Annotated in this window: 29 protein-coding genes and 2 tRNA genes; 14 read left to right on the top strand and 17 right to left on the bottom strand. The window is 39.6% G+C overall.

Annotation, left to right across the window (positions count from 1 at the left end; all coding sequences use genetic code 11):
• Positions 1 to 47 precede the first annotated feature (47 nt).
• The 3 genes from J2128_RS01465 to J2128_RS12650 all read right to left on the bottom strand — a co-directional run bounded on the left by J2128_RS01465 (position 48) and on the right by J2128_RS12650 (position 1,849).
• Entirely contained in the window at positions 48 to 803 is a 756-nt protein-coding gene (locus J2128_RS01465) for a formate dehydrogenase accessory sulfurtransferase FdhD (protein ID WP_209689046.1), read from the bottom strand.
• Between the two features lie 63 nt (positions 804 to 866).
• Positions 867 to 1,523: an AAA family ATPase gene (locus tag J2128_RS01460; RefSeq protein WP_209689044.1), complete on the bottom strand. Its 657-nt coding sequence runs from the start codon at positions 1,521 to 1,523 to the stop codon at positions 867 to 869.
• Entirely contained in the window at positions 1,520 to 1,849 is a 330-nt protein-coding gene (locus J2128_RS12650; protein ID WP_245323258.1) for a hypothetical protein, read from the bottom strand. The genes J2128_RS01460 and J2128_RS12650 overlap by 4 nt, the downstream gene beginning before the upstream one ends.
• Before the next feature lie 84 nt (positions 1,850 to 1,933).
• Here J2128_RS12650 and J2128_RS01450 point away from each other — a divergent pair, with 84 nt between their 5' ends.
• Positions 1,934 to 2,671, top strand: coding sequence for a DNA alkylation repair protein (locus tag J2128_RS01450; protein ID WP_348632347.1), 738 nt, complete (start codon positions 1,934 to 1,936; stop codon positions 2,669 to 2,671).
• Between the two features lies 1 nt (position 2,672).
• On the opposite strand, the gene J2128_RS01445 is transcribed toward J2128_RS01450, so the two are convergent.
• The 4 genes from J2128_RS01445 to J2128_RS01430 all read right to left on the bottom strand — a co-directional run bounded on the left by J2128_RS01445 (position 2,673) and on the right by J2128_RS01430 (position 5,792).
• On the bottom strand, positions 2,673 to 4,148 hold the full coding sequence (locus tag J2128_RS01445; protein WP_209689041.1) for an RNB domain-containing ribonuclease: 1,476 nt from the start codon (positions 4,146 to 4,148) through the stop codon (positions 2,673 to 2,675).
• A gap of 279 nt (positions 4,149 to 4,427) precedes the next feature.
• Positions 4,428 to 4,499: transfer RNA gene (locus J2128_RS01440), tRNA-Gly, on the bottom strand.
• Positions 4,500 to 4,616: 117 nt separating this feature from the next.
• Entirely contained in the window at positions 4,617 to 5,087 is a 471-nt protein-coding gene (locus J2128_RS01435) for a tetratricopeptide repeat protein (protein WP_209689039.1), read from the bottom strand.
• A gap of 330 nt (positions 5,088 to 5,417) precedes the next feature.
• Positions 5,418 to 5,792: a hypothetical protein gene (locus J2128_RS01430; RefSeq protein WP_209689037.1), complete on the bottom strand. Its 375-nt coding sequence runs from the start codon at positions 5,790 to 5,792 to the stop codon at positions 5,418 to 5,420.
• Between the two features lie 500 nt (positions 5,793 to 6,292).
• Between J2128_RS01430 and J2128_RS12645 the strand changes: the two genes are divergently transcribed.
• Positions 6,293 to 6,568: a hypothetical protein gene (locus J2128_RS12645; RefSeq protein WP_245323254.1), complete on the top strand. Its 276-nt coding sequence runs from the start codon at positions 6,293 to 6,295 to the stop codon at positions 6,566 to 6,568.
• Positions 6,569 to 6,611: 43 nt separating this feature from the next.
• Positions 6,612 to 7,337 (top strand): winged helix-turn-helix transcriptional regulator, encoded by a 726-nt coding sequence (locus tag J2128_RS01420; RefSeq protein ID WP_209689035.1) that lies wholly within the window; start codon positions 6,612 to 6,614, stop codon positions 7,335 to 7,337.
• Between the two features lie 101 nt (positions 7,338 to 7,438).
• Here the strand turns inward: J2128_RS01420 and J2128_RS01415 are convergent, their stop codons facing one another.
• The 9 genes from J2128_RS01415 to J2128_RS01375 form a co-directional block, all read right to left on the bottom strand.
• A complete protein-coding gene (locus tag J2128_RS01415; RefSeq protein ID WP_209689033.1) occupies positions 7,439 to 8,332 on the bottom strand; it encodes a mechanosensitive ion channel domain-containing protein in 894 nt (297 codons plus the stop codon).
• A 160-nt stretch (positions 8,333 to 8,492) separates the two neighbouring features.
• A complete protein-coding gene (locus J2128_RS12840) occupies positions 8,493 to 8,933 on the bottom strand; it encodes an AAA family ATPase (RefSeq protein ID WP_209689031.1) in 441 nt (146 codons plus the stop codon).
• Positions 8,909 to 10,264, bottom strand: a complete 1,356-nt coding sequence (locus tag J2128_RS01405; protein ID WP_209689029.1) for an AAA family ATPase — start codon at positions 10,262 to 10,264, stop codon at positions 8,909 to 8,911. The genes J2128_RS12840 and J2128_RS01405 overlap by 25 nt, the downstream gene beginning before the upstream one ends.
• 197 nt (positions 10,265 to 10,461) lie before the next feature.
• Complete coding sequence (locus J2128_RS12990) at positions 10,462 to 10,638, bottom strand: AAA family ATPase (protein WP_394357553.1); 177 nt, start codon at positions 10,636 to 10,638, stop codon at positions 10,462 to 10,464.
• A gap of 334 nt (positions 10,639 to 10,972) precedes the next feature.
• Positions 10,973 to 12,532, bottom strand: coding sequence for a phosphatidylserine/phosphatidylglycerophosphate/cardiolipin synthase family protein (locus tag J2128_RS01395; protein ID WP_209689025.1), 1,560 nt, complete (start codon positions 12,530 to 12,532; stop codon positions 10,973 to 10,975).
• 1 nt (position 12,533) lies between these two features.
• A complete protein-coding gene (locus J2128_RS01390; protein WP_209689023.1) occupies positions 12,534 to 14,165 on the bottom strand; it encodes a hypothetical protein in 1,632 nt (543 codons plus the stop codon).
• On the bottom strand, positions 14,165 to 17,071 hold the full coding sequence (locus tag J2128_RS01385) for an AAA domain-containing protein (protein WP_209689021.1): 2,907 nt from the start codon (positions 17,069 to 17,071) through the stop codon (positions 14,165 to 14,167). Before J2128_RS01385 ends, J2128_RS01390 begins: the two co-directional genes overlap by 1 nt.
• Positions 17,064 to 17,555 carry a hypothetical protein gene (locus J2128_RS01380; protein WP_209689020.1) on the bottom strand — a complete coding sequence of 164 codons (492 nt, stop codon included), beginning with the start codon at positions 17,553 to 17,555 and terminating at the stop codon, positions 17,064 to 17,066. Before J2128_RS01380 ends, J2128_RS01385 begins: the two co-directional genes overlap by 8 nt.
• Complete coding sequence (locus J2128_RS01375; protein ID WP_209689017.1) at positions 17,533 to 18,399, bottom strand: viperin family antiviral radical SAM protein; 867 nt, start codon at positions 18,397 to 18,399, stop codon at positions 17,533 to 17,535. The genes J2128_RS01380 and J2128_RS01375 overlap by 23 nt, the downstream gene beginning before the upstream one ends.
• Before the next feature lie 56 nt (positions 18,400 to 18,455).
• On the opposite strand from J2128_RS01375, the gene J2128_RS01370 reads away from it, so the two are divergent.
• The 3 genes from J2128_RS01370 (at position 18,456) to J2128_RS01360 (ending at position 19,948) form a co-directional block, all read left to right on the top strand.
• The gene (locus J2128_RS01370; protein WP_209689015.1) at positions 18,456 to 19,121 is read left to right on the top strand and encodes a hypothetical protein; all 666 of its coding nucleotides are present in this window, start codon (positions 18,456 to 18,458) and stop codon (positions 19,119 to 19,121) included.
• Between the two features lie 428 nt (positions 19,122 to 19,549).
• Positions 19,550 to 19,690 carry an NUDIX hydrolase gene (locus tag J2128_RS12985; RefSeq protein ID WP_209690176.1) on the top strand — a complete coding sequence of 47 codons (141 nt, stop codon included), beginning with the start codon at positions 19,550 to 19,552 and terminating at the stop codon, positions 19,688 to 19,690.
• A gap of 6 nt (positions 19,691 to 19,696) precedes the next feature.
• The gene (locus J2128_RS01360; RefSeq protein ID WP_209689014.1) at positions 19,697 to 19,948 is read left to right on the top strand and encodes a hypothetical protein; all 252 of its coding nucleotides are present in this window, start codon (positions 19,697 to 19,699) and stop codon (positions 19,946 to 19,948) included.
• 76 nt (positions 19,949 to 20,024) lie between these two features.
• Here the strand turns inward: J2128_RS01360 and J2128_RS01355 are convergent.
• Positions 20,025 to 20,109: transfer RNA gene (locus tag J2128_RS01355), tRNA-Leu, on the bottom strand.
• A 583-nt stretch (positions 20,110 to 20,692) separates the two neighbouring features.
• On the opposite strand from J2128_RS01355, the gene J2128_RS01350 reads away from it, so the two are divergent.
• From J2128_RS01350 to J2128_RS01315, 8 genes are read left to right on the top strand one after another with little or no spacing between them, the layout of a single operon-like run.
• Positions 20,693 to 21,184, top strand: a complete 492-nt coding sequence (locus tag J2128_RS01350) for a hypothetical protein (RefSeq protein WP_209689012.1) — start codon at positions 20,693 to 20,695, stop codon at positions 21,182 to 21,184.
• Positions 21,181 to 21,429, top strand: a complete 249-nt coding sequence (locus J2128_RS01345; protein ID WP_209689010.1) for a DUF2109 domain-containing protein — start codon at positions 21,181 to 21,183, stop codon at positions 21,427 to 21,429. The genes J2128_RS01350 and J2128_RS01345 overlap by 4 nt, the downstream gene beginning before the upstream one ends.
• Positions 21,422 to 21,652, top strand: a complete 231-nt coding sequence (locus tag J2128_RS01340) for a DUF2108 domain-containing protein (RefSeq protein ID WP_209689008.1) — start codon at positions 21,422 to 21,424, stop codon at positions 21,650 to 21,652. The genes J2128_RS01345 and J2128_RS01340 overlap by 8 nt, the downstream gene beginning before the upstream one ends.
• Complete coding sequence (locus J2128_RS01335) at positions 21,649 to 21,885, top strand: DUF2107 family protein (RefSeq protein WP_209689006.1); 237 nt, start codon at positions 21,649 to 21,651, stop codon at positions 21,883 to 21,885. Before J2128_RS01340 ends, J2128_RS01335 begins: the two co-directional genes overlap by 4 nt.
• The gene (locus J2128_RS01330) at positions 21,882 to 22,334 is read left to right on the top strand and encodes an EhaF family protein (protein WP_209689004.1); all 453 of its coding nucleotides are present in this window, start codon (positions 21,882 to 21,884) and stop codon (positions 22,332 to 22,334) included. The genes J2128_RS01335 and J2128_RS01330 overlap by 4 nt, the downstream gene beginning before the upstream one ends.
• Positions 22,331 to 22,942, top strand: a complete 612-nt coding sequence (locus J2128_RS01325) for an EhaG family protein (RefSeq protein ID WP_209689003.1) — start codon at positions 22,331 to 22,333, stop codon at positions 22,940 to 22,942. Before J2128_RS01330 ends, J2128_RS01325 begins: the two co-directional genes overlap by 4 nt.
• Positions 22,935 to 23,603, top strand: a complete 669-nt coding sequence (locus J2128_RS01320) for a hypothetical protein (RefSeq protein ID WP_209689001.1) — start codon at positions 22,935 to 22,937, stop codon at positions 23,601 to 23,603. Before J2128_RS01325 ends, J2128_RS01320 begins: the two co-directional genes overlap by 8 nt.
• 5 nt (positions 23,604 to 23,608) lie before the next feature.
• Positions 23,609 to 23,812, top strand: a complete 204-nt coding sequence (locus J2128_RS01315; RefSeq protein ID WP_209688999.1) for a hypothetical protein — start codon at positions 23,609 to 23,611, stop codon at positions 23,810 to 23,812.
• The last annotated feature ends 4 nt before the right edge of the window (positions 23,813 to 23,816 follow it).

Genomic DNA, 23,816 nt, shown 5'->3' with positions numbered 1-23,816 from the left:
ATAATAAAAGGGGTTTTTCGGGGGATAATATTAGTGATGGCAGGGCCTTAACGGATGCCTGCAACCCTTTTTTCTCCGGAGAAGATGCTGAAAACTTCCCCACCGTCAAAGTATATCACTGTCATATCCTTTTCCTGTGCGGCATCGCATGCAAGAGAGGTCACCCCCCCGAGAGAGACGGCAAAAGGGATTTGTGCATACAGGCATTTCCTGACTGTTTCGGATGAAATTCTTCCCGTCACAACTGCAAAGCATCCGGGAAGGCTGATTTTTTCCAGAAATACGTCTCCGACTGCCTTGTCCAGTGCGTTGTCCCTCCCGATGTCCTGTGCGATGCATACCGTTTTTCCGTCTGAAAAAATTCCCGCTGAGAACAGGCTGTCGGCTTTCACCGGACTTTTGCGGGCATAAACCTCTTTGGCAGCTTTTTTTATTGTCTCAGGCGGGAATATTTTTCCTTTCGGTGCCGCAGGAATTCTTGAATAGTCCAGTGACGTCGCACCCCCGCCGCACCCTGAAAGGACGGTTTTCTTTGAAAAGAGCATTTTTCTGGGGTTTTGCATCAGGACGCTTATTTTGTTATCCTCGACAAGGACGGACTCTATCTCGTCCGGCGATTTAACTATGCCTTCCGTTAAAAGAAAACCTGCTGCGTACTCTTTCAGCATTGCAGGACTAAGCATCACTGTCGCGGCCTGCCTCCCGTTTACGAATATGCCGACGGGCGACTCCGACACAACATCTGCAAAAGACTCCTCATAACCGGAAACGCCGCCTCTTATGCAGTGTCTTTTAGTGTACATATTTAATTTTTCTCCTGAAATTTTTCGTTTAAAGACTTGAAAAAACCTGAAGATTGTTTGGTTTTAAATCTCTTTGTAGCATTTAACAGAAATACCCTTGTTCATAAGCGGCCCGGACAAATATTTTATGACCCAGTCGTTGACCTCTGTATCTTCAGTCTTCCAGACCACCATCTCAGGTTCAACACCTTCTTCAGTCTGAATAAATTTCTGGAATAAAAGCTTAGGATCAACATTCTCGTAGGAATTATCATATACTAATACTTCATCTGCTATCTGAACCATTTCAGGCAGAAAAGCAACGGAGCGATTATATCTTCCCCGGATCTTGTCCTCCGGCACATCATGGCCTCCCTCTAAAACACGCTGGTGAACACGGGCAACATTAATATCAGGATTTTTAGTTGTAATATAAGTCAGATGAATCTTGTAACCTTCTTTTTTTGCATATTCCATAATACCCAGACGGCTTTTATGGGAAAATACCGTCTCCCATGCAAAAGTCAGTTCCTCCGAGATCATTTCTTTAAGTAGTCTTTCGGTCTCAGCCTGTGCTTTTTTTAACTTTTCCGGACCGTCGGGCATCTTGGAAATCACGGGATCTGCACGTGCGCAATAATCTGCATTTAAATATACAATACTGTTATTGTCAATAAAAGGCTTAATTATTGTAGATTTTCCGGAACCATTTGGCCCGGCAAAAAGAAAAAAATCTTTCATCTGTCCTTTACGCCATGACTATTGTATGTCCTTTTGGCGGCTTTCATAAGGACTTCATCTGTACTTTTAAATGAAGGGATATATCCGTTTTCACTCCACTTTGTACCGCATGATATTTTTATGCTTCCGGGGGACATTTTTGTAACAAAACCCTGCTTACCGGATTTATTGACAGGTATGCAGCGATAGAGGGATTTTGTATCTTTCACGGTGGACAAATCAGGTTCAGACACCTCACGGTGACCCTTTTCATAAGGATGAGCGGAACTGCCTGTTTTTTTTATTTTTTTCCGGGATTCTCCCAGATTATACCGTTTTTCATCCATAATTGCAGACCAGAGTTCGCTGGAGATCTATAACTCAGGATAATACTTAAAACAGATCCTGCATCCCGGTGAAAAATTTATATTATGCATTCAGGTCAAACTCTATCTATGGACGGTGTCGTCGAACGAATACGTGAAGAACTAAAGGAAAAGGCCAGCCCTTCTGCACGTGAATCATCCCAGAGATTTTTTAAAGACGAAATCCTCTGCTATGGCCTCAAAACAGCAGAAGTAATCAAAATAGCAAAAAAATACTGGAAGGAGGTCAAAAGCCTGCCGAAAACGGGAATATTCTCACTCTGCGAAGAGCTCTATAAATCCGGGTACCTTGAGGAATCGTTTGTCGTCTCAAACTGGTCGCACAGGTTTTCAGGCAGGTACGAAAAGGACGACTTCGAAGTTTTCAGGCACTGGATTGACACATACATAAACAACTGGGCGTCATGCGACGGTTTCTGCACAAATACTATGGGGGACTTTATCGTCCAGTACCCTGAATACCTAGAAGAACTTAAAGTCCTGGCAAAATCTGAAAACAGGTGGATGAGAAGGGCCGCTGCGGTGTCTATTATTATGCCTGCAAGAAAGGGAAATTATCTTGACGACGCCATTGAAATCGCAGACATCCTTCTTGAAGATACTGACGACATGGTGCAGAAAGGCTACGGGTGGCTATTAAAAGAGGAGAGCAGACAGCACACGGACGAAATATTCGATTACGTTATGAAGAACAAAAAGAATATGCCGAGGACTTCTCTGAGGTACGCAATCGAACTTATGCCGAAAGACCTGAAAAAAGAAGCTATGAAAAAGGACTGGTAATTTACTCTTCCTTTTCAACACATTCAAAATCAATATATGCCTTGTAGGGGTCTGCAAGCAGAAGTTTTACCTTAACCTTTTCACCGACATACAAAGACTCCTCGTTTACCATAATCCTTCCTTCAGCCGGAGGGGAAACAAGTCTTACATAGACGCCCTTCTGCGAAGAGCCTGTTATGAACCCGTCGAACACTTCACCGATTCTGTCACGAAGAAGCATTGCGGCGGCGGACTTGCGCATATATCTCTCTACTTTTTTCGAGTTCTTCTCCCTGTCCGAAAGCCATAGTGCAAGGTCTTCAAGCTCTTCATAATTATACGGGCTCCTTTTCCCCCGCAGTATGGACTTTATAAGCCTCTGGTTTACAAGGTCGACGTACCTCCTGTTGGGTGCTGTCGAGTGCGTATAATCGGTTACCGCGAGCGCAAAATGACCGACAGGCGTTTTTCCGGGCTTTAACGGCAGGTACTCCCCCTGCCCGATAAGTTTTATCACTGTCACTGAAAGGTCCGGAAACCTTTCGGGGTCTCTTTTCTGCTGCCTGATTAAAAATTTCGTCAGTGCACCGGAGTCGGGTTTCCGGGGAAGTTTTTCGCCGTATTTCTGTGCTGTTGCAACGATTCCCTTCCAGTCCCTCGGTTTTTTTACAACCCTCTGTATCATCGGGACACCGGCTTTTTCGATAAAAGCAACGACAGTCTTGTTGGCGGCCACCATAAACTCCTCGATTAGGTTTCTTGCAGTGTTCTGCTCCTGGACGACAAGGTCCTTTACGTTTCCGTCGTCCATAACGGGAGTCGCCTCAATCGTTTCAAGGACAAGGGCCCCTTTCTTTGTCCTGCGGCGCTTCATCCTGAGAGCAGCTTCGTTTTGGACAAGTATCTGCTCTTCAAGGTCGGAATGAGATGAAACCGAATCCGGGACGCCGGTCTTTCCCTCGAGCCAGTCGCCTATCTCTTCATAGACAAGCTTGGCCTTATTCGAGACAAGCGCCCTGTAGACGTCCCCTCTTTTCACACTGCCGTTGTTCATGACTGTGTACGAGATGACGACAGCCATACTGTCATGTCCGGGAAGAAGGGAGGTTATATCTTCGCACAGCTTTTTCGGTATCATCGTGAAAGTCTCAACACCGGTGTAGACCGACGTCCCGTTATGCGCTGCGTGCCTGTCCGTAAAAGAGTCGCGGGAAACGAAGAGGTCGACGTCTGCTATCGCGACAAGGACCTCGATTGAGCCGTCCGAATTTTTTCTTGCAAACTCTATCTGGTCAAGGTCCATCGAGTCGTAGTTGTCGATTGAAGACCACAGAAGGGAACGCAAATCAGTAACTTTCTTTTTTTTCCTGTAGACTTTCTCAGGGTTAAGTCTGTCCGTCTCTTCACGGACTTTGTCCGAGAACTCAGGATCAAAACCGTATTTCTGCATGGCGTCCCATGCTATTTTTTTAAGATCGACGTCCTGGTAAGCCGCCATAGTAATCTGATATAACATATCATAAGTGAAATAAATTGCGTTTCAATTAGAAATCCGCAGGATTTAACAAAGACATTCCCCGATTAAGGAGATTCAGCGGGTATGTTTTTAAATTCAGGAACATATTCCGGTATTTTATAACATTGAAAAAAAAATTTGAAATCTTAACCGAAAAGAAAAACACCCGGCTTTTTTTCCGGCTATGCACTTAAATGTATCACAGGAGCACAAAAATGACACATGAATTTTACCTAAAAAAGAATATTAAAAAATTTTTTATGCGCCGACCGAGATTCGAACTCGAGTTTAGGCGTTGGCAACGCCTAGTGATAACCACTACACTATCGGCGCACTCGTCTTTGTTTCCGTGGTGCTCTACAATATACGCATCAAATTGTTATAAACATTTCGAAATCCGTTCAGATTAAAGGTTTTTTTTATTGATCTCCGGAAAAAAATAAGGGTCCTTCAGTCTGAAACCGAATAAAACAGGCAGAATGCATCCGAGCCACCGAAATTGTAATCTTCGGCATCCGGAACGTATTCTTTCAGTTCAGGGTTATAGGAGGTCGCATTTTCAAAAGATGACTCCGCTTCGCTGATATTGCCGGTGTTTAAGAGGACATACCCTTTCAAAAGCCACGCGAGACCGTATCCGGGATTGATCTCAATAGCTTTATCCGCACTTTTCAGGGCTTCGTCATACCTGTTGAGGTTATTGTTGTAATACATCCCCCTCAGGCACCACGCCGTCGCATTATCCGGTTCAGACTCAACCGCCCGGTCATAACAGCTCTGGTCTTCAATTGTCTTTGGTACAGTTCCATTTAATTTTTCTTTGCTGTTCTCCCCTAGATCTCCTATGCACCCGCAGCAGAACACAAGGAGGGTAAAAAGGACAATGAGGACAAAATATATTTTTATTGAATATTTCTTCACAATACCCTTTTTTTGTTTAGACAACTGAAAAATCTATCCAAACCGGAAGGGTTTTTTTTGGTTTTTACAGGACTGCAATTTAAAGTGTACAAAAAAACGGAGTCTGACAAAAAAAGAGAATTTTAATCTCCTGTGATTCAGGAGTAATACAGAATGTTAGAAGTGAGTGTGCCCATGTAAGGATTTCCTCCGGGTGTATATCCTCAATGCGTGGATACGACTTTATAGTACGCTGTAGAAGGTAAAAATTTATATTTTGAAATTTCTACATAGCTTGTCGCACTCCCGCTTTCAGATTCGCTTTCCTCTTCTTCCCATGAATCTTTGTCACTACTTGAAAACAGCTCTTGAAAACAGCTGGGCGGCAACATTTACCTCAGGAAATATTGCCGTCGTCTCTGAACTGGCTTTCCAGTCGATTCCCAAAAGTGCAGGGCTCACACTGTTATGGTTATGGACAAGATATACCGCCCGGCTTTGGGAAGACTCTGTTATCTCAGTGACACTGGAGTTGCCCTTAGTGCTTTTGGACAGATCAGGAACAACGACTTTCATTGAATAAAACTGATTTTTTTGTTTTTCCGTGAGGTTGTAAAAGTTACCCGGATCGACAATTTCCAGGTATTCTCCGGCACTTACTTCAGTTCCGCCTTTTTCACTAAAAAAGCTGGAAATGCTCATTTTTTCTGCACTTACCGGCATCATTGCTAAACTAACCAGCAAAAATGCGGACAGAAGAAATATTTGCAATGCTCTGATTTTTATTTTCATTTCTTAGCACCCATAATATTTTTTGGCAAATTTTTCTCATTTCTTTTCATAAATAGAATTTTATGATAATCTTTCTCAAAAAATTCGTTTTTCTTAACGTTCACGAAATCTTCAAGTGAGATATTTACCAAAGTGCTAATTTTACTTCACAGTAAATACTTGCTCTGGCCGGATAATCGTGATAAAAAAAGTTTTTAACGACTGTCTGGCCTGAACAGTTATTTATCATAATTTTATAAATACAATATAATGTCAGAAAAAATATCAGCTTTATTAATTGCAACAATACTTGCGGCATTATTTACTGCACCAGTCATGGCAGGAAATGTCATGGATAAAATTGAAAAAATGAAATAATTGTTTTACCTTCAATTGACAAATCCTGTTCTGAACTTTTGGGGACAAAGGCTCAAAACAGCATTTCAGAGGGAGAGATGGTTTATCATTCCCGCTATATCTGGCCGTTTACCTCGAAGGTCGATGTCACGTTAACCTGGGATGAGCAGTACGGGGAACTTGAACTATACATTTACCAGCCGGATAATACATTTATCGGGCACTATACTGATCTTTATGACAGTTCCGAAAAAGACGGCACGATTGATGTCGATATAAAATCAGCATCAGGTTACCTGCCTATCGGAGACTGGAAACTTAATGTTTACGGAAGAGAGGTTTCAGGGTCATCTGTCAGTTACTCAATTATTTAACAGAGAAATATATAACTTATTTTAATAGATACAGATATCTGTTATGAATCGCAGGGGGACACTAATTGCTATAAGTATGATATTTATTTTAGCATACGTACATCAGGTTTCTGTAGAGTCGAATGTTATTGTAATACCCGGTGAAGGAACGTCTGATCTGATAAGAGAAGACAATGTTTATGTCCTTGACTGGTGGGAAGTCTCTCCTGTGCACTATTTTTTTGCAATGATTGGATTATATCTGCCTTTTCTGATACCGATAACGGGAATTATTGTAATACTTTCCTGTTTCTCATTTGGAATCAGGACTATAAATCCAAAAAATGTTCTTGAAAATAAAAGAAGACAGGATATTTTTCAGACAATAATGGACAACCCCGGAATAAGTCATAATGAAATCGAAAATGCAACAGGAATAAACAGAAGTTCACTTAAGTATCATCTTAGAATTCTAATGCGGGAAGGCAAAATATCTTCAAGAAAAATTTTTAAAACACGCCACTATTTTGGTAATGGCAGCAGATACAACAGGGACGACCAGATTTTCAGGTTAGTTCTGAATTGTTCTACAACCGAAAATATCTACAGGTACATTAACAGACATCCGGGATGTACTCAGAAAGACCTTATAGAATATACAAAATTATCATACTCTACAATATTATGGCACATTGAAAAACTTAGTTCAGGCAATCTTGTAAGTATAAACAAAGAAAAAAATTCAAACCATTATTACGCTAAAAAGACGATTTTACAAAACTCTGACTAAATACATGACGTAGGGTTAAAAATTGTGTAAACGAAAAAGACGGACATAATAATATCAGTTTACATTTAAAAAAAGCAATAAATCCAGTTCCGGTTATTTCATCAGGCCAAAATGTAATCGCCTGACTCTTTAATGTCCTCAAGTATTTTTCTGTTCAGGGCATCGCTTATTATTCTTCTGTCCCTAGAGTCTGTTACATAGCGTATTCCAAGCTCCACACGGCTTTCTGCAAGCCTTATGTAAACTGCCGGTTCAACCATTTTTTTTGGCAGGTAATATTTTTCCCCGAGTATTTCTATCTCGTTTTCGGCCTGTTTCGTCAGGCTCCCGGTCTCTTCCGTGACAATATTAAGGAAATTTTCCGCGGCTTTCTTCCAGTCGCTTTCGCATGTAAGGGAAACTTTTATTTCGTCCCATATAAAGCTGTGATCCCTCGTATAGTTGTAGACCGTCTCTGAAATCACGACCGAATTGGGCATTGTAATAAGACGCCCGGTAGGCTGTTCGGAATCGTTAAAGCCTCCGGCTTCCATCATGGTGGTGTTCATTATCCCGATATCCATGATGTCGCCTAAAGAGTCCTTTACCCTGACACGGTCTCCCACCCTGTAAACGCCCGAGACGGCGATTATAATTCCGCCGACAAAATTTCTGAACAGGTCCTGAAGGGCGATTGCAATTCCGGCGGCAATTATTCCGTAGGAGATTACAAGCGACTCCGTATTTTCAATCCAGATTTGCGTAATAAAAATAAGAAAAACAAGAGCCGACAGAATGAAAATGCCTTTATTGAATGTATACTGCGTTCTCCTGCTCTTTATAACCCTCTTTGCAATCCTGCCTGTGATTATTTCGTAGCCTGCAAAAACGGCGCCTGCAAGAAGAAAAGAGAGCGATATTTTGTAATACAGGTTTACGTTAAAAAAATTTCCGGCAGACCAGAACAAAACCGACAACGCAAAAAAAAGTACCGCCGCGATGTAATTTCTGAACATACGTTTCCGGGTATCCGGGATTGTATATATACATTTCTTCCAGGTGATTTAATCTGAAAGACACATACCTGATAACATGCGCACAAATTATGTATTCTGAATTTTCAAGATTATTCAGGCATATATCCTGACGTTATGATTACTGGTGCACTGAATTAAATCATTTTAACATTTTTAAGTAATGGTCCTGATAACCAGATTTGTAAAAGACTTCTTTAAAAGCATTCCTGAAAATATAAGGGTCAATATCATTTACATCTGACAGGTTCACAGAATCGGAGTGGGAATTTCGATTCATATATCTGTGAAAAGCAGAATATCCGGAATCAGTCTTTTTAATGTCCGTCATCACTTCGTTTAAATCTTTTTTGTCATTAATGAATGTGAAAAAATGCTCGATAATATTTCTCATTGAAATTGCCAGCATTGAATTTGAGACCATACGTTCATCTTCATCAAAGTCTTTAATTACCCTCCAGTATGCACTATAGTCGTTTTGAATTTCGTTCATACCCAGTTCTTTTATATGAGTCTCAGTACTCTTGGAAATCCGGTACAGGTTCACATCTCCTCTATTCATGGCTTTTTTGTTCTCATGCAAAGTTCATGGAAAAAATACAGGTTATGTGTTAAAATGCATACTGAAGCGTAATTCGTGTCTATAATTCTGCTTTTTATCAGGTCCGCAATATTGAAAACGTAAGTATATGAAAGGCTTGAAACAGGGTCATCAATAATTATAATCCTTTTATCTTTATCAACTGATGAATTGGATAATACTGACCCCTGGCACAGCTCCAAAAAATAAAGAAAGCTGATTATTGTTTTTTCTCCTTCACTTAACGACTTAAACTGGTCACCACTATTGTTCTCTCTGACAATCCTGTAGAAATTTGTCTGAAATTTTTTGATTTGAAAACCTGATATCGCCAGGTATCTCAGGTAATCGTTAATGCTGTTTACTGAAGACTCTAAATTAGTTATCTTATCAAGATTTTCTGAAATTATTTCATTCTCTTTTTGAATTTCGCCAGGGATATGATTATCTTTTTCAGATCTCAGTTTTTCCAGTTTTCCAGTATATTTTGACTTATTTACAAAGTATTGCTTAATACCTGCTTCATTCTCTCTTCGGACACATCTAAGAAACGATACCCTGATTTTTTCATTGATTTCATCAGTTCTGTTGATTCTGTCGTTATGCTCCCGGATATTATGGTTTATCGCATCAATATAATGATTTAATTTATTAAACCGGGATTTGGTATCCGTTAATTTAATTTTTCTGTTTGGTTCACTTATTTTTTTATCAATAGTTTCAAGGTTTTGAAAAAGCAGCATTTTAAGATTTATAAATTCAGTAATAAAGGCAGGGCAGTCAGCTGCAAATTGTTCTCTCTTTAATGCTTCAGGATCAGGAAGATTTTTAATTTCTTTTTCATACTGAGTCCTCAAATAATCAAGATATTCAATTCTCTGGGAATATGTTTTATCAAAATAATCATTTAAATTAATCAGAATTTTTTCTCCAAGTTCCCGTTGGCAGAAGGGGCATTTTTTTTGAGAATCAATAAAGGACAACCCTTTTTTTACCCAGTCTGAATTATCCAGTTCTCCAATAAGACCTGAAAACGGGTTATCTTTTTTTCCGACTATTATGTCCTGAAATATTGGATCGTTTTCAATAATACCTATATTAAGAGAAATTTCAGGAATTTCAGCTTTAATCTCAGTGTCTCCTTCCTCTAAAAAGCTGATTTCGGATTCAAGAGTCTGAAAACTGATGTCTGCATTTGTTTCAGGCTTGGTCTTCAATATTTCGTTAAAGAATTTCTTTTTATTATTTTTATATCCGGTAAGACAAAAGTCTAAAGAGGGAATTTTTATAGCATATCCCGGCATCCCAGATTTGTTTTTGGATATTATTTTCAAGGTCTTCTATTTCAGATTCGGTTTCAATAAATTCTTTATTCAGTTCTTCTCTTCTATTTTCCAGAGAGGTTATTTTATCCCTGGCCTCATATATATTGATTTCAGCCTCTTTGTTCTCATTTCCGAGAGTGAATATTCCTCTTTGTTTTGAGCTTTCATAAATTATTTTCTACAAAATTTTCATTATACACTACAAATTATTTGTTTTTTCCATCTGCAATATTGCAGTCACAAAAACAATCCAGATTTGGGTTTTGTAAGAAATTCGATATGGTGGTTTTTCCGGAACCGTTGAGACCGTAAAACAAATTAATTTTTTTGTCAATCTTTACATTAACAGGAGTTTTATAGCTGGCAACATTTTTTAATGTCAAATTCAATATAATCTTTCCCCCCCGGCTTTAATTATTTCCTGTTGAATTTACCTGCGATATACTTTTCGATTATTTATCCAAACAGAAAAGACTGTATATTTTGCACTTTTCGTTACAGGGGTCTGCCGGCATATGATACAGAGCCCGGCCGATATCTGGTTGAAGATAAATGCAAACGCCGGCAAAAGGGCTGTTCCGAAAATAAAATATGATGAAGCAATAGAAAATGCTCTGAATTTTTTTTAAAACGCAACGGAGATTTCTTAAAAGAAATACTAAAAACGGGATTTTATTTTGGGTTATACTTATTTTAAAAATGAGATATTTGATAATATTACAGTAATTCTTTTTTTACAACTATTTTGGCTTTTATCTTCCTGGCCACTTCCTCAGCCGGCTTAAGATCGTCCCAGTTTTTCACAACAATAAACCTTTTTCCTTTTCCTGAATTATAAACATCAAATGGACTATCATCTATATCTGCCTCTTTTTTTGAGTTAGCCGAAAGGTTGGGTGCGATGATTTTCTGAGAGAGGATCAATCTCTGAATCTTTTTATTTTTAAGATTTTTTACTTCTCTTTCAGCCTGTGATTTTTGTATGGTGTATCCCAAAATTTTTTCCAGTGAATCCGGCATATAATCCTCAAGTTCTGTTTTTTCTTCAGAAACAATAGATATTTCATCAAGATCCTTTTTATTTTCATTCAATTGCAAAATTTTTTCATTTGCATCTCTCAACAAAAGATCTTTTTTCAGTTCCCAGGGACAACTTTTTAGCCATCCTGAAATAACCGGTTCCATAGTTTGTGCTTCATCTGCATCAAGAATTACTGATGTTTCAAATCCGGTTTCAAGACCGAGTTTTGTGAAATTTGATGTAGTTATAAGTCCTTTATTCCCATCCACAATGACACATTTGGCATGGAATCTTGGATGCCCGAATACTTCAGCGCCTTTCGCTATAACATTTAACAGAGCTTTTGTATTCCTTTTGTTTTGCTTTGTTCCGATCTTAATTGAAACACCCCGGTCAGACGCTGATTCAAGCGCCTCAACAATTTTGTTTCCTTCATCAAAAGACCATGCAGTAATCGTTATCGATTTTCTGGCAGTGTTGATAAGTTTGAGGATACTATCATTCAATGAAAATAACTTGTCAGTTGTTGCCGGAAGTGTAATCTCCCCCAGTTGAGGTTTGAACGCGAGTTCTTTTTTTACAGCGGTGAGTTTATTGTTTTCCAGAAGTTCATGATTGGCCATCTTCCAGAAACCGTATATAAAATGGGCAAAGAATGATTTGATTTCATCATTTTTCAAATTAGTTGCAATCTCTATATTTGAACCGTTCATTGGTGCCGATGTCGCGTTGCAGGTCATCATCAACCCGAACGGATTAAAAGACACGGGATCAATTATTATATATTTCGCATGGAAACTGTCGCATGTCCTTACGAGGATCTTTTCTGCAAATGAGTTTAGAAGATTAATATGTTCTTTAATTATCTTATCTTCACCCTCAAGCCTGTCATCGTCAATATTTTTAAGGTCTTCTTCCCTTGCCGTAAGGATAAAAATATTGATTCCCCTCTTTTCTGCTGCTATAAGAGCATCTGTAACACCGGTCTTTTGAATTAAAAACGAAGAAATGCAGATTGTTTCTTTTGCCTCTTCTATTTTCTCAACGAGATAAGTTATAAATTTACCATTTTTTTGAGGTACGATGAAATCTCTTTGATTTGAATGAAAGACCCACCTCATTGACCTTTTATCATCTGTGTCTGCATAATTTCTGTATGTCCAGCACGGCCCGAGATTTTCATCTTCAAAACTGAACGTTTCAGTCAGGGGCTTTTCAAGTGATTTGAGAATGTTTCCTGAATAATCTCCTGCCATTTTATCTCATCTCCTTTAACGTAAGGATTTCAGGAGCTGTTACGAACCAGTATTTTTCCGGGTTCTTTGTTTTTTCGGATTTTATAATTGATTTCATCTCATCAAACGACACCACAGCTTTTTTTAACTCCCCTTGTCTGAATCTCTTTGAGAATCGTTCAATTATTCTTTTACATTGTTCCTCGTAAGAATTTTCGTCGATGTAATAATTTATTGAATCAATTATCAGGCGATTTACCCATGAGACAGCATCCTGAAAAGTCTTTGGCAATAATGTGATACCATTAACTGTTAAATCGTCGAACCGGCCAAATCCCTGAATTTCAGGTGACTTAACTAAGACATTTTTCTTTCCGGAGTTTATCTCCTGAGCATTGTTTTCTATTTCATCAAAACTCACCAGAAGAGCCGGTTCATTTTCGAATTCTGTCAGATCACCGCTTCTTTCCGGGATAATATTTTTTAGCACCTCTAAAAGATCCATCCTTATTTGCGGTGTGCAGGTGGATTTCAATCCACTTCCTTTTCCGGCTGTAGCAACTTCCATCTGTGGATTTTGGGATGATTTTATCCTTAGGACGATAGATACTTTTCTGTTTTGATTAGAGCTTTTAATATTCCCCTCGATCTCCGTCAGCTGGATTTCCGTTCCGTCCTGTGCAGCAAGTTCGATAATCCTGGGAGAGTCCTTTAAGGATTTAATAAGTTGTTTGAGCCAGTCGGGGCTTTCAGTCTCTCTGGATACGTCAGTTTTCTTAGCCTCGTTTTGGTGTTTTTGGGTTTTCTCTATAAAATCATTTTTTCTTGTTTCAGGTTTTGGTTCGTAGGCTATCAGGTTTTCAGGGAAAAGCGGATCTTCTGTTGCATATAACACATACGAACCCTTCTCAGGAACAGGCACTTTTCCTTTTTCAAGTGCCTTTTTCCCAAGTTCAGTTAAATTATACTTATATAATGTTTTAAGACTCTCATTTGAGGGAGATTCATTATCATAGCCTCCCTCATAATTTTTCGGTACAATCTTTTCAAGAAGTTCCGCAGATTCAAGATATTTGAATAAATCATCCTCATCCTCATCTTCATCTTCATCTTCATCTTCATCTTGAGGAGAATGAGGCCATGAATAATGGATTAATTTTTTTCCAAAAGTGTCAAGGTAATAATCATTCTCTCCATTAGAGGAGTTTACCGAATTCGGTTCATTAGAACCAAAACCAATTATTTCATAATCCTGAAATTTATCAAATATATCTTTTCCAAAGGAATTTTGAATTAAGAATGAAGAATATAGATCTTTCTTATCAAGCGCTTTTAAAACTATTTTTCCTTTTTTGGTTGGCTGATAATAAACTGTCTCTGCATCTTTTATTTCCTTACTTCTTGAGTCACTGGATATTTCATTGTAATTTTCTATAAGCCTGTACCGAACTATCCTGTCCAGAAGACGCTTTCCGATTTCATGATCCGGTTTCTTATTAAAAAGTTTTGTATTCACCTGCTCTACCGTAATCCCCCCCTCCTCTTCCAGTTTCAGAACGGGGAGAATAAAATCATATTTTTCATCAAAAGAGGCAATTTCCATAATTGCTTCAAATGACTCAACTGAAACGTCCCTTTTAAGATTTATTTCCATTAATTTACACCTCCGAATTCAATATCCCCGGCAGTTGATTCACTTGCCAGTGCACGGAGAAATTCTGCGTTGCATGATTCGAAGTTCTGTTTATCACCAAACATCACCAGCTGATAACGTGCCCGTGTAACTGCAACGTTGAGACGGTTTTGAAAATTGAGAAAACCGATGACTGATTTTTTACACTTTCTTTTATCTCTAAACCCGCAGGATTGGACAAATGAGAGAAATACAACGTCAGCTTCATGTCCCTGGTAGCGATCAACAGAGGATATTTTTACTGAAACATTTGATTTTTTCAGAACAAATTCGGATGAAATTCCTTCTTTTCCGTGTTCGCCTGCAAATTCTTTTTTTAGTTCATCCAACTGTCCGTTATAGAATGTAAGAATTGCTACCGACCAATATCCGTTTTTTTTGTTGGGATTCTCTTTCGCCCAATTTTTGAACTGGTCGAAATCATTTCTGATTGCCAGTACTTCTGCATGGTTGGATTTGGATTTGTCAGCCTGGAGGTCTCCTTTTTTTGGTCTTATGTCAATCCAGACACATCGTGAACTATATTTATCATATCCCCATTCTCGTTCTTTTTTCATCCATTCATCGCCGTTGGCGTTTTTAAGAGCTTTTCCTTCATACACATACTTATGCGGCAGATAGGAAATTTGAGGATGCATTCTGTACTGATAAGTGAGAAGTGTGTGCCTTGTCTTAAGGACCCCTGGTTCATTTCCTGCATAAGAAAGACCACTGTAAAGTGCAATCAGGTCTGAATCGTTGAATTTTTGGGATGTCTCAAAACCATTCTGAAGAAGTTCAAGAACCGAAGGAAGCGCAATTCTCCTGATAGTGTCTATCTTGTCCCTGAACAGATCAAATCTTTTCTTTTTCCCTTCAACTCTTTCAAACTGAGGGACAAGCAGACTAACCTCATGATTAAGAGAGTCATACTTGTCCTTGACATTTTGCAGTTCGTGCATTCTGCAAATTCGCCACGCGATTTCACCTTCCCATGTTTTTTTCTCGTCTGGTCTGACGTTAAATGCTTTTCTTCTCCGGATATATTCATCTGAGAAATTTTCTCTTAGTATTTTTGCGTCAAGATAAACATGAGGCGGAAGATATTGCTCGATCTGCGGAAGTAGATCCTTTTTCGTAACGATAATATCAGAGGCCAAAATCTCAAGTTTCTTAGAATTCGTGTATGGCAATTGCTCTAATCCCAAACAATTTATACGAGATTTTCCGTGATCAGAATTTTTACACAGTTTACTTATTCCCTCAGCCTGCTGACTAAGATAGTGAATGCATTCAGAAATTTCTTCCTCAGTTTCCTTTAGTATCAAAACACTGTTTTCACTATTTTTTCCTCCCCTTGACGCCTGAAATGCAGAAAGACATATTTGTCTGTCTTTATACCCGTCCTCTTTGGTAAATGATTTAATTGTTTTAAGATTTTTTTCAATTGGGGTTTGATCAACGTAAGGTGAAAGCTGCTTTATATCTCCTGATATGATCCACTTTTTGCCGTAAAGTGCAGGGACAAGAAATTCCTGGAATGTCGTTTTTGAAGCCTCGTCAAGAATTACTATGTCAAACAGAGGTTCTGAAATATTTGAATTCTCTATAATAGGTGTTTTCAGGATTCCTATCGTAGTTCCGCAAATTAGATTTGCAACATCCAAAAGCAGAGTTTCCATGTTTTCTTTTGCTTTTTTCCTGTCCTTTTTTAACGTCCCCTTCCACATCTTCTCTGCTTCTGTAAGGCTGCTCTTCGTCGATTTTTTTTTGAGATGTTCTGATATCGAATCGATCTCACTTTCGGCAAACCTCTCAAGACAATAAGGCTGAATCTTAACTGAGACATCACCCTGATCTCCTATTCGAAGTGGAATCGCCCCACAGGCTTCCTTTAAAGATCTTTCACCATCATCTGTCTGAATGGGTGTATCCAGAAGTTTTTCCAAAACATTGTCAACAGCTACATGGGTAGAGGCTACCATCAGAATCCGCTGGTTTCTGGAAATTGCCTGGGCAATTAATTCAAGGAGTGTTGTTGTCTTCCCGGAACCCGGCGGACCTTCCAGTATTGCAAAATCGGGTGTCCCCCAGGCCTTCTTAACAAATTCCCGCTGTTCGGAAGTTCCGTCTCTTGAATCATCTGTTAGTATGAACCACCGAGCCGGTTCAAAAGACATGTCAACATCTCCCCAGTTGAAATCGCGGCCTTTCTGCCTGAGCAGATTCAGTATAGGAATCTGATGTTTCCGGGGTGAAAGGGCAAGGGACTCTATCGCTTCTCTTTGCCGTCGAAGAATGTAAGTGTTGTATGAAACCCAAAAGTTTTGTTTGTCATCCGGAAGTGTCTTTACTGTTATCGATTCTTTCTTCTTCAGATTATTTTTAAAATCTATTGATCTAAACTTACCCTTTACTCTTATCCGAATAGAATCAGAATTATTCAGAAAATCAAGTGCAATGTTATACTCCTCATCAGAGTGTGTTCCCACAGGCTGAATGTCAGTCAATGTATAGAATTTGGGTTCGAATCTGCAGGATATTATTTTATTGTTGGACTTTGCGTATATCATTCCTTTATATAAACTGTATTCAAGAGATACAGTCCTGTTTTTTTTATCAATATTACTCTTGTTGATTTTCTGCCTCAGGTTTTCATCATAAAATAAATCTTCACAGGAAAAGAGATTTATACATGATTTTTCATCTGAAAGCCTTATAACTCCATTTATGCCCTTAACTGTAAACGAAAATTTGTATGTATGCCTGCCCAGCTGATTTTCAGCATTGTTCAGATAATACCAAAAATCTTTAAGTCTCCGTACGACCAAATTTTCTAAAAATTCGGGATCTTCTTCTCCAAGGTTTTCAAAATAAAGATTACTCATCGGCCACACCTTCTAAGATACAATCTTTCAAATTTGAAAGATCTCTGTTCTTCCACAGTTTTTTGAAATAATCAATTTCGATGAGGTCGTTTACTTCATTATTGAGAACATAATGAGCCTTTAAACCGGCAGAAAGACACAACATGCCCATTGCAAGAGCCATGAGGTTTGTTCCCCCGGTAAGTCCGGCAATAACCTCAGAGGACCCTCTATTTGAATATAGTTCGTAGGTCTTCAGAATTTTTTGACTCATATTTTCAAGTGCCTTTTCTTCAAAGGGAGAAAGAAGGACTACTTTGATAACATTAACACCATTTTGCTCTATTTCGTCAATAAACGGCTGATTCTCAATCATCATATTTTCAGATGTAAAGATTACGGCCTTTTTTATATCAAAATAGTCGATAGCCCTGAGAATATGCACTTTGGAATTTCCTAAAATCAGGAAATGGATAATCTCATTATTTTTCCCGTTTCCAGTCATACAGACCCCCTCGTGAAATATATTTTTCCTGGTTGACAAGTTCTGAAAAATTCTTCCTGTTAAGATTTAATAAAGGAATTTCTCTGTAATTACAGTTTTTATTTATGAATATATTCCCCTCCGGATTAATCATAAGATAGGAGTCAACCATGTCTTCTGCTGATTCAAAGACCGGTGCTATTCCGTTTTTAAGTACAATATCCTGATGCCGTAACTTAAACAGCCTGTATTCTTCACTACTGATTGACAAACTCTCTGCAGCGTTCGAGTTCTGCCCTTTTACATGGAGAAACTGAAAAATTTTCCAACGATCAGGGTCTGTTTTTTCAATGAACTCATGCATATCTTCAAGATAGGTTTTTCTTGTAACTGTAGTATTGACCTTTAATTTTATTCCTGACAGATGAATTAATCCGGTAATTTTCATGATATGTGACAGGTGTCCGCCATTTCCTCTTCCTAATTCCCGTTCAATTTTCTCAGAAACCGAATCTACGGACAGACCGATCCAGTCAAGAATATCTTCAAATTCTGAAATCAATTTTTCATTGCAAAGTGATCCGTTTGTCGTAATACTTGTTGTAAATCCAAGATCCTTGGCTGTCCTTATTGCTTCAATAATATGTGGATACATCAGGGGTTCCCCGCCGACAAAGTTGATTTTGGTAATCCCAAGCTGTTTGAGATGTAACAGTACTTCGTTCATTTTTTTAAGATCTTTCAGTTCTCCTTTCAGGTTCTGTGAAAAACAAAATTTACAATTGTAATTACATTTCGAAGTAATATGCCAGTTCGCTGAACGAATTGCAACACATTCTTTTTGCTTTTTAATCTTTGGAAGCATGATCATTAAATATTACAGAAAATGTTATAGATATAAGTGTTGATATTAAATATTATATGTTGAATATCCATATTCTCACAACTGGAGCAAATGTTGACAAAGGTATCCAAAAAATTATCAGGTTTTATCCTGTTCAGAAATATATTCTGGTAACTGAAGAAAACCCACCTGAAGAGGTCAGATCAAGTATAAAAAATGTTATTAATATTTGCAATTCAACACTTGACATTGACGTCGAGTTAATCAGGTATAAGAATGGGAACCTGAATGATCTAATGTTGAAACTGATAGATATTCGCAAAAGATACCCAGATGCAAATTTGTATTTCAATGTCACTTTTGGGCGCAAAGATTTCGCTATTATGACGTTTATGGGAGCTCTCTGGCTTGACGGAACAGGATATTATCTTCCGAAAGAATTTAATGAACCTTTGGAATTTCCTACCCCAAAAATGCCAATGAGCACTCTTTCAAAGAATAAACTGTATCAAAAGATTTTAAAGATTCTTTCTGAGAACCCGGGGACTAAAATAAACCAAAGTGTACTCAGGCAGCGAATTTCAAAAAATCCCAATAATAATAAAACGTTAAGTCCTCAGGTTTTATCCCAGTCAGTCGGGGTTTTGGAGGAGGCAAGTCTGGTGATAAAAGAAGTAAATGGTAGGGAAACGTTGATCTCAATCACACTTTCCGGAAGAATCGCCCATTCCATGCTCCCTTAGTCCCTCGTAAATCACTGTCTCAATTGTATTTGTGAGGAACATTGCTGATTTCACGAGATATAAAATTAGAAAAACCTGAAATAGATTTTTTCAGAGTAAATTATTGCAGGACACTACAGGTTTTATAGAAACTTTCAAAATATGATTTAAAATTAATTTAGAGACTTAAAATTTTCAAATCACAAAAATACGCCTGTTTATTCATTAGGTTATACAAAAGGACAATTATTCAAAAATAAAAAAACACAACCGAATTTTTAATTTTATACATCAAAAGATAATCTAAATCACACTTCCAAACAAAAAAATGTGGAAATACTAAAACTTAAAACTTAATCTAACCGCGAAATATACAAAGTGATCTTTTAAAATGTCATGTCATAATCACAGAATCGCCGCTGGCGGAATCATAATTCAACGATGATAAAATTCTGCTGGTAAGATACCAAGATGGAGAAAATACCTATCTTGTCGCACCCGGAGGTGCAGTTGAAGACGGCGAATCACTTGCAGATGCGGCAAAAAGAGAAGTAAAAGAAGAAACCGGTGTCGTATGCAAAACCAAATGACCTGTAATGATTGACAATCTCAAAACCCTCCGTTACCAGATGGTAAAAATCTGGTACCTTTGCGATTACCTCAGCGGGGATTCGTCCCTGACTTCTGATGCAAAAAAAGAGGGCATTATCGAAGTAGGCTGGTACTCGGATGAAGATTTATGCAATGAAACGGTATTCCCCGAAATAATACAGTCAATGAAAATAATTGAACTAAAAAAACTCCAAAACGGGATTGTCGACAGCGGCATTAGAACAGCTGACTGGTAAAAACCCTTTTGGGGAATTTTTACGTGACCGGAATACCAACATTTCTCAGGGTACTGACCACTATTAAACAAAAAAATGCGAGGGGAGTGATTCGAACACTCGAACTCCTGCGAGACAGGGTCCTAAGCCCTGCGCCTTTGACCTGGCTTGGCAACCCTCGCAACACAAAAATTTTCCGGGATATTCCGGCATTAAGAATATTGTCACTGGTTTTATTTTTTATTACTCAAACCGTCCTGACACGGATTAACAAATCCGGGGATTTACCGAAAAATCAATCCGCTGCAATAGAAATTGCAGAATTTAATTGACCCGTTAAAGATATAAATTGATTCTATTTAAGACAAACAAACAATTAATTCCAATCGGGGTCCGGTTGAATTTCTTTTTTAGCCCGCTTCTTCTGCCCCGTTGAATTGTTTTCAGGCGGGTCGGAGACCAACACCACAAAAAAGCGCGGCAAAAAACAAAAACCGCTCAGTTAAAAAAGAGGGCAGCTTCAAAGTTAAATTTTTTTCAAAACATTAAACCGCGTATTGTTTTTTTGAAGGCTTAATAAAACACAAATGGTTTACAAAAGAGGTTCCCATATACAAATCGGTTATGATAATCACAAAAGAAATCCGGCAGTCGGCATTTATAAATCAAAGAAATTTGGGAACAAAAATGGCATAACAGAAGGAATTAATCAAAACATTTATTGTTTTGCCGCAATGAAAGAATTTATACTGGGAGATTAAAAAATTGGATACACTTACCGAAATAGCACACATAATTGTGGCTTTTGCGGTCACCTGGATTCTATTTACAGCAACAGACATAATATTCCGGCTGCCTGAGAAGGGGGGAGTAAGTGGTGCACAGGCAATCGGCGAAGAGATAAAAAAAGCCGGCGGCGACATAAACGGGGGATACATGATGGGAAACATTGTATCGTCTCCCGATGCATCGGCAGGCACTCTTCTCGCGGCATGCGGAGTATACATTGCAGGTATCTGGGGAGGGCTTTTTGCTACAGTTCTGGTATACATAGGAAACCGGATATGCCACGATAAAGGGTACGCGGGAACGACAGGTGCATTTATAGCCACATTCGTCATCTATGCGTTCACTTATTCAGGATTTGCACCTGAATACTTCATCGCCGGCATGGTCCTTGCTATTCTTACCATACAGGGGATTTCACATAAATACGCGAGCAGAATACTGGGGATATTCTGGAGGATAAGGGCTTGATAGCAGAAACGGTCTGCGGAGTCGTGGCACTGTATGCAGCATTAAGAGTAATTTTCGAGAAAAACACACTCCGGAAACTGCCATTCTTAAATGTGCTCAACTTTGCCGTAACAGGCCTTATAGCACTCCTTCTTCCCTACCCGCTCGGAATAGTTGCAGCGGCGGCCTACTTCGTGGGTTCGACTCTTGAGTCCAACGCAATCGCAAGCACATACGCTAAAAACGAGGAGTTCCGCGATGAATAACGTCCTGCTTGTAATATTCGCTTTTATCGCAGTCGCCGGGGCAGCGGGAACAGCGGTCCAGAAAAACCCGTATGACAAGCTCATATCCCTGGGAATGCTTTTTGCAGGCGTAATCCCGTTTATCATCGAAAGCGGGTACTTCGACGTCGCAATAGCGCTGTCACTGATAATCCCGATGACTACGATAATAATGCTCCAGGCTGTATGGAGGTGCCGGAGGTGACACCGGAATTTATCCTCGGTCTCGGAATTCTTGTGATAGGAGTCATCGCAGCAGGCTTTCCAAACCCGAAGACATACCTGAACCGGTTCATAAACCTCGAGATATCAGGGTTCGGACTTCTGCTTGTAATGCTCTCGTACAACGAGACACTTGCCCTTTTAACCTTCATAGCGGTAACGGCGATAAGCACGTTCGTCCTTTTAAGAGTACTTGAAAGGAGGGAGGTAAATTGAGCATCATAAGAAAGGTCTCTAAAATCCTGCAGAACCAGAACAACCTTGTCAGGGTTTACTCCATACTCGTGATAATTGTAGTCCTGATAGGGATTGCAGCCCTTCCTTCAGTCTCCTATGACAACAACCAGCTCTACCCGAAGTCAATTGACATAAACAACCCCCTCAACCCGTATGACAGGGGAGGACAACCCTTTGAAAAGACCGAGGTCAAAGCGCAGTACCCTCAGAATTCAGAGTACCTGGGCTACGTTACGGCGTACCTCACGCCTCTTTCGCTTTTTATAGCCCAGAACACACTTTATGCCGGGACAACAATAGTATCGCATCCAGGTGGAATAATCGACGAAATACTCTATTACACAAGAGGTCTGGACACAATCGTTGAAACAAGCATACTTTTCACGGCGTTTGCAATAGCAATGTTTCTTTTCAGGAGGCACGAATGATCCCGGCTTTTTTTAGTGACTATTCGCTCGGGCTCTTCATAGCCTTCGTCTGCGTAATAATAGCCTTTTATGCAATGTTAAAAGAGACCGACGACCTCCACAGGCTCCTTCTGACAGACCTCGTAGAAGTTGTGACACTCTCAATAATAGCTCTTGTGGGAACAGACCTCGCAGAAGCCCTCATACTCCCCGGACTTGTCGTCGGAATCGCTGAAATTCTTGCAATGTCAGAGCTTTATATCGAAAAGGAGAGTCTCTTCAAAATTCCCGAAAACTTTCTGGACATTGAGGTAATGGAGACGGCTCCCAAAATCCTCTCGTCCCTGATGCTTCTGTACGGAATAGTCCTTTCTGGGTTCACGGGGGGAGCAGTTGCAGGGCTAGGTCTTGTGTTCTACTTCATGTGCAGGAAAAACAGTGAAAGAACGGAAATTCTTGAAACGGTCAGCGGCTATGCATGGGCACTGTGGGTCCTGGCGTTCATAATTTTCATGACGCTTCCGCAGTACTGGTTCTTTGCGATAATTCTTGCGGGGACAGGAGTATTTGCAAAAGTCGCGGCGAAGATGACGATTGTAGGGACAATGAGAGGTGGAAACGATGTATGAACTGGTAAACACCAACATCGAAGGACAGGCGCTTTTCAGCATACCGTTCGGGGACATTGTCGACTACCTGACGCCATACACTGCGATACTCTTCACGTTCGCACTTGTCTTTACGGTCATCGCAATAATTTCAAAACCCGAAAGGCAGGTCGATATAGCGTTCGGAGGAGATGCATACTATACAAAAGACATTTCAAAAAAGCAGATGAGGTTTCAGCGCTTCATGGCAACGGCGTGCGGTCTTGCGACAATGGGAGGGGTTTTGAGCGGCGACGTCTTCAACTTCACCCTCTTTACGGCAATGGTCGGAATCGCGAACATAGGAATAGTAGCCTCGGTTAAAAACAAGCATATCCTCGACAACGCCTTTGAATACGGGATACTTGCTATGGTCGGGACAATGCCCCTTTTCGGTGGCGCTGCAATAGTCCTCGCGTCTACCGGGACTCTGAGCATGTGGATTCTTTTCACACCTGTGGTCGCAGTCCCTCTTGTGGCAAAGCTTCTTCTGGTGATTGGAGTCCTTGCCGAGGGGATGGCGCCTGTATATGTTGCAAAGGCGGAAATAACAAGGGCTCCCGGTGCTCCGTACATACTCATGGTCCACGTAAGCTCGCTTGTGATGTTTCTGAGAGTAATTGAAATAGTGGTCTCGATGTGATGAAGATGAAAAAAAGCATTATTAAAGTATTACTTTTAATATCGGCTTTGCTGTGCGTAATTTCGACAGCACTTTCCCTGGAAGGCGTCATTGCCGGGTGGACGGCGGCGGCTGCAGTCGTCGTCTCCTTTCCGGTATTCGTCCTCTCACTAGGACTGCTCCTGAAGGCCTCTGACAAAGAGGGGGATTTCCCGTTTATAGGTTACTGAAATG

The sequence above is a fragment of the Methanomicrobium sp. W14 genome, from assembly GCF_017875315.1.
In the GTDB taxonomy this organism is placed as follows: Archaea; Halobacteriota; Methanomicrobia; order Methanomicrobiales; family Methanomicrobiaceae; genus Methanomicrobium.
Note: the sequence above shows the minus strand (reverse complement) of the source record. Positions and strands in the feature narration are given on the sequence as shown.

Coding starts and splice junctions, on each gene's coding strand:
- J2128_RS01465 (WP_209689046.1), bottom strand. CDS start 803: ATGTACACTAAAAGACACTGCATAAGAGGCGGCGTTTCCGGTTATGAG.
- J2128_RS01460 (WP_209689044.1), bottom strand. CDS start 1,523: ATGAAAGATTTTTTTCTTTTTGCCGGGCCAAATGGTTCCGGAAAATCT.
- J2128_RS12650 (WP_245323258.1), bottom strand. CDS start 1,849: ATGGATGAAAAACGGTATAATCTGGGAGAATCCCGGAAAAAAATAAAA.
- J2128_RS01450 (WP_348632347.1), top strand. CDS start 1,934: ATGCATTCAGGTCAAACTCTATCTATGGACGGTGTCGTCGAACGAATA.
- J2128_RS01445 (WP_209689041.1), bottom strand. CDS start 4,148: ATGGCGGCTTACCAGGACGTCGATCTTAAAAAAATAGCATGGGACGCC.
- J2128_RS01430 (WP_209689037.1), bottom strand. CDS start 5,792: ATGATGCCGGTAAGTGCAGAAAAAATGAGCATTTCCAGCTTTTTTAGT.
- J2128_RS12645 (WP_245323254.1), top strand. CDS start 6,293: ATGGTTTATCATTCCCGCTATATCTGGCCGTTTACCTCGAAGGTCGAT.
- J2128_RS01420 (WP_209689035.1), top strand. CDS start 6,612: ATGAATCGCAGGGGGACACTAATTGCTATAAGTATGATATTTATTTTA.
- J2128_RS01415 (WP_209689033.1), bottom strand. CDS start 8,332: ATGTTCAGAAATTACATCGCGGCGGTACTTTTTTTTGCGTTGTCGGTT.
- J2128_RS01395 (WP_209689025.1), bottom strand. CDS start 12,532: ATGGCAGGAGATTATTCAGGAAACATTCTCAAATCACTTGAAAAGCCC.
- J2128_RS01390 (WP_209689023.1), bottom strand. CDS start 14,165: ATGGAAATAAATCTTAAAAGGGACGTTTCAGTTGAGTCATTTGAAGCA.
- J2128_RS01385 (WP_209689021.1), bottom strand. CDS start 17,071: ATGAGTAATCTTTATTTTGAAAACCTTGGAGAAGAAGATCCCGAATTT.
- J2128_RS01380 (WP_209689020.1), bottom strand. CDS start 17,555: ATGACTGGAAACGGGAAAAATAATGAGATTATCCATTTCCTGATTTTA.
- J2128_RS01375 (WP_209689017.1), bottom strand. CDS start 18,399: ATGCTTCCAAAGATTAAAAAGCAAAAAGAATGTGTTGCAATTCGTTCA.
- J2128_RS01370 (WP_209689015.1), top strand. CDS start 18,456: ATGTTGAATATCCATATTCTCACAACTGGAGCAAATGTTGACAAAGGT.
- J2128_RS01360 (WP_209689014.1), top strand. CDS start 19,697: ATGATTGACAATCTCAAAACCCTCCGTTACCAGATGGTAAAAATCTGG.
- J2128_RS01340 (WP_209689008.1), top strand. CDS start 21,422: ATGAATAACGTCCTGCTTGTAATATTCGCTTTTATCGCAGTCGCCGGG.
- J2128_RS01325 (WP_209689003.1), top strand. CDS start 22,331: ATGATCCCGGCTTTTTTTAGTGACTATTCGCTCGGGCTCTTCATAGCC.
- J2128_RS01320 (WP_209689001.1), top strand. CDS start 22,935: ATGTATGAACTGGTAAACACCAACATCGAAGGACAGGCGCTTTTCAGC.
- J2128_RS01315 (WP_209688999.1), top strand. CDS start 23,609: ATGAAAAAAAGCATTATTAAAGTATTACTTTTAATATCGGCTTTGCTG.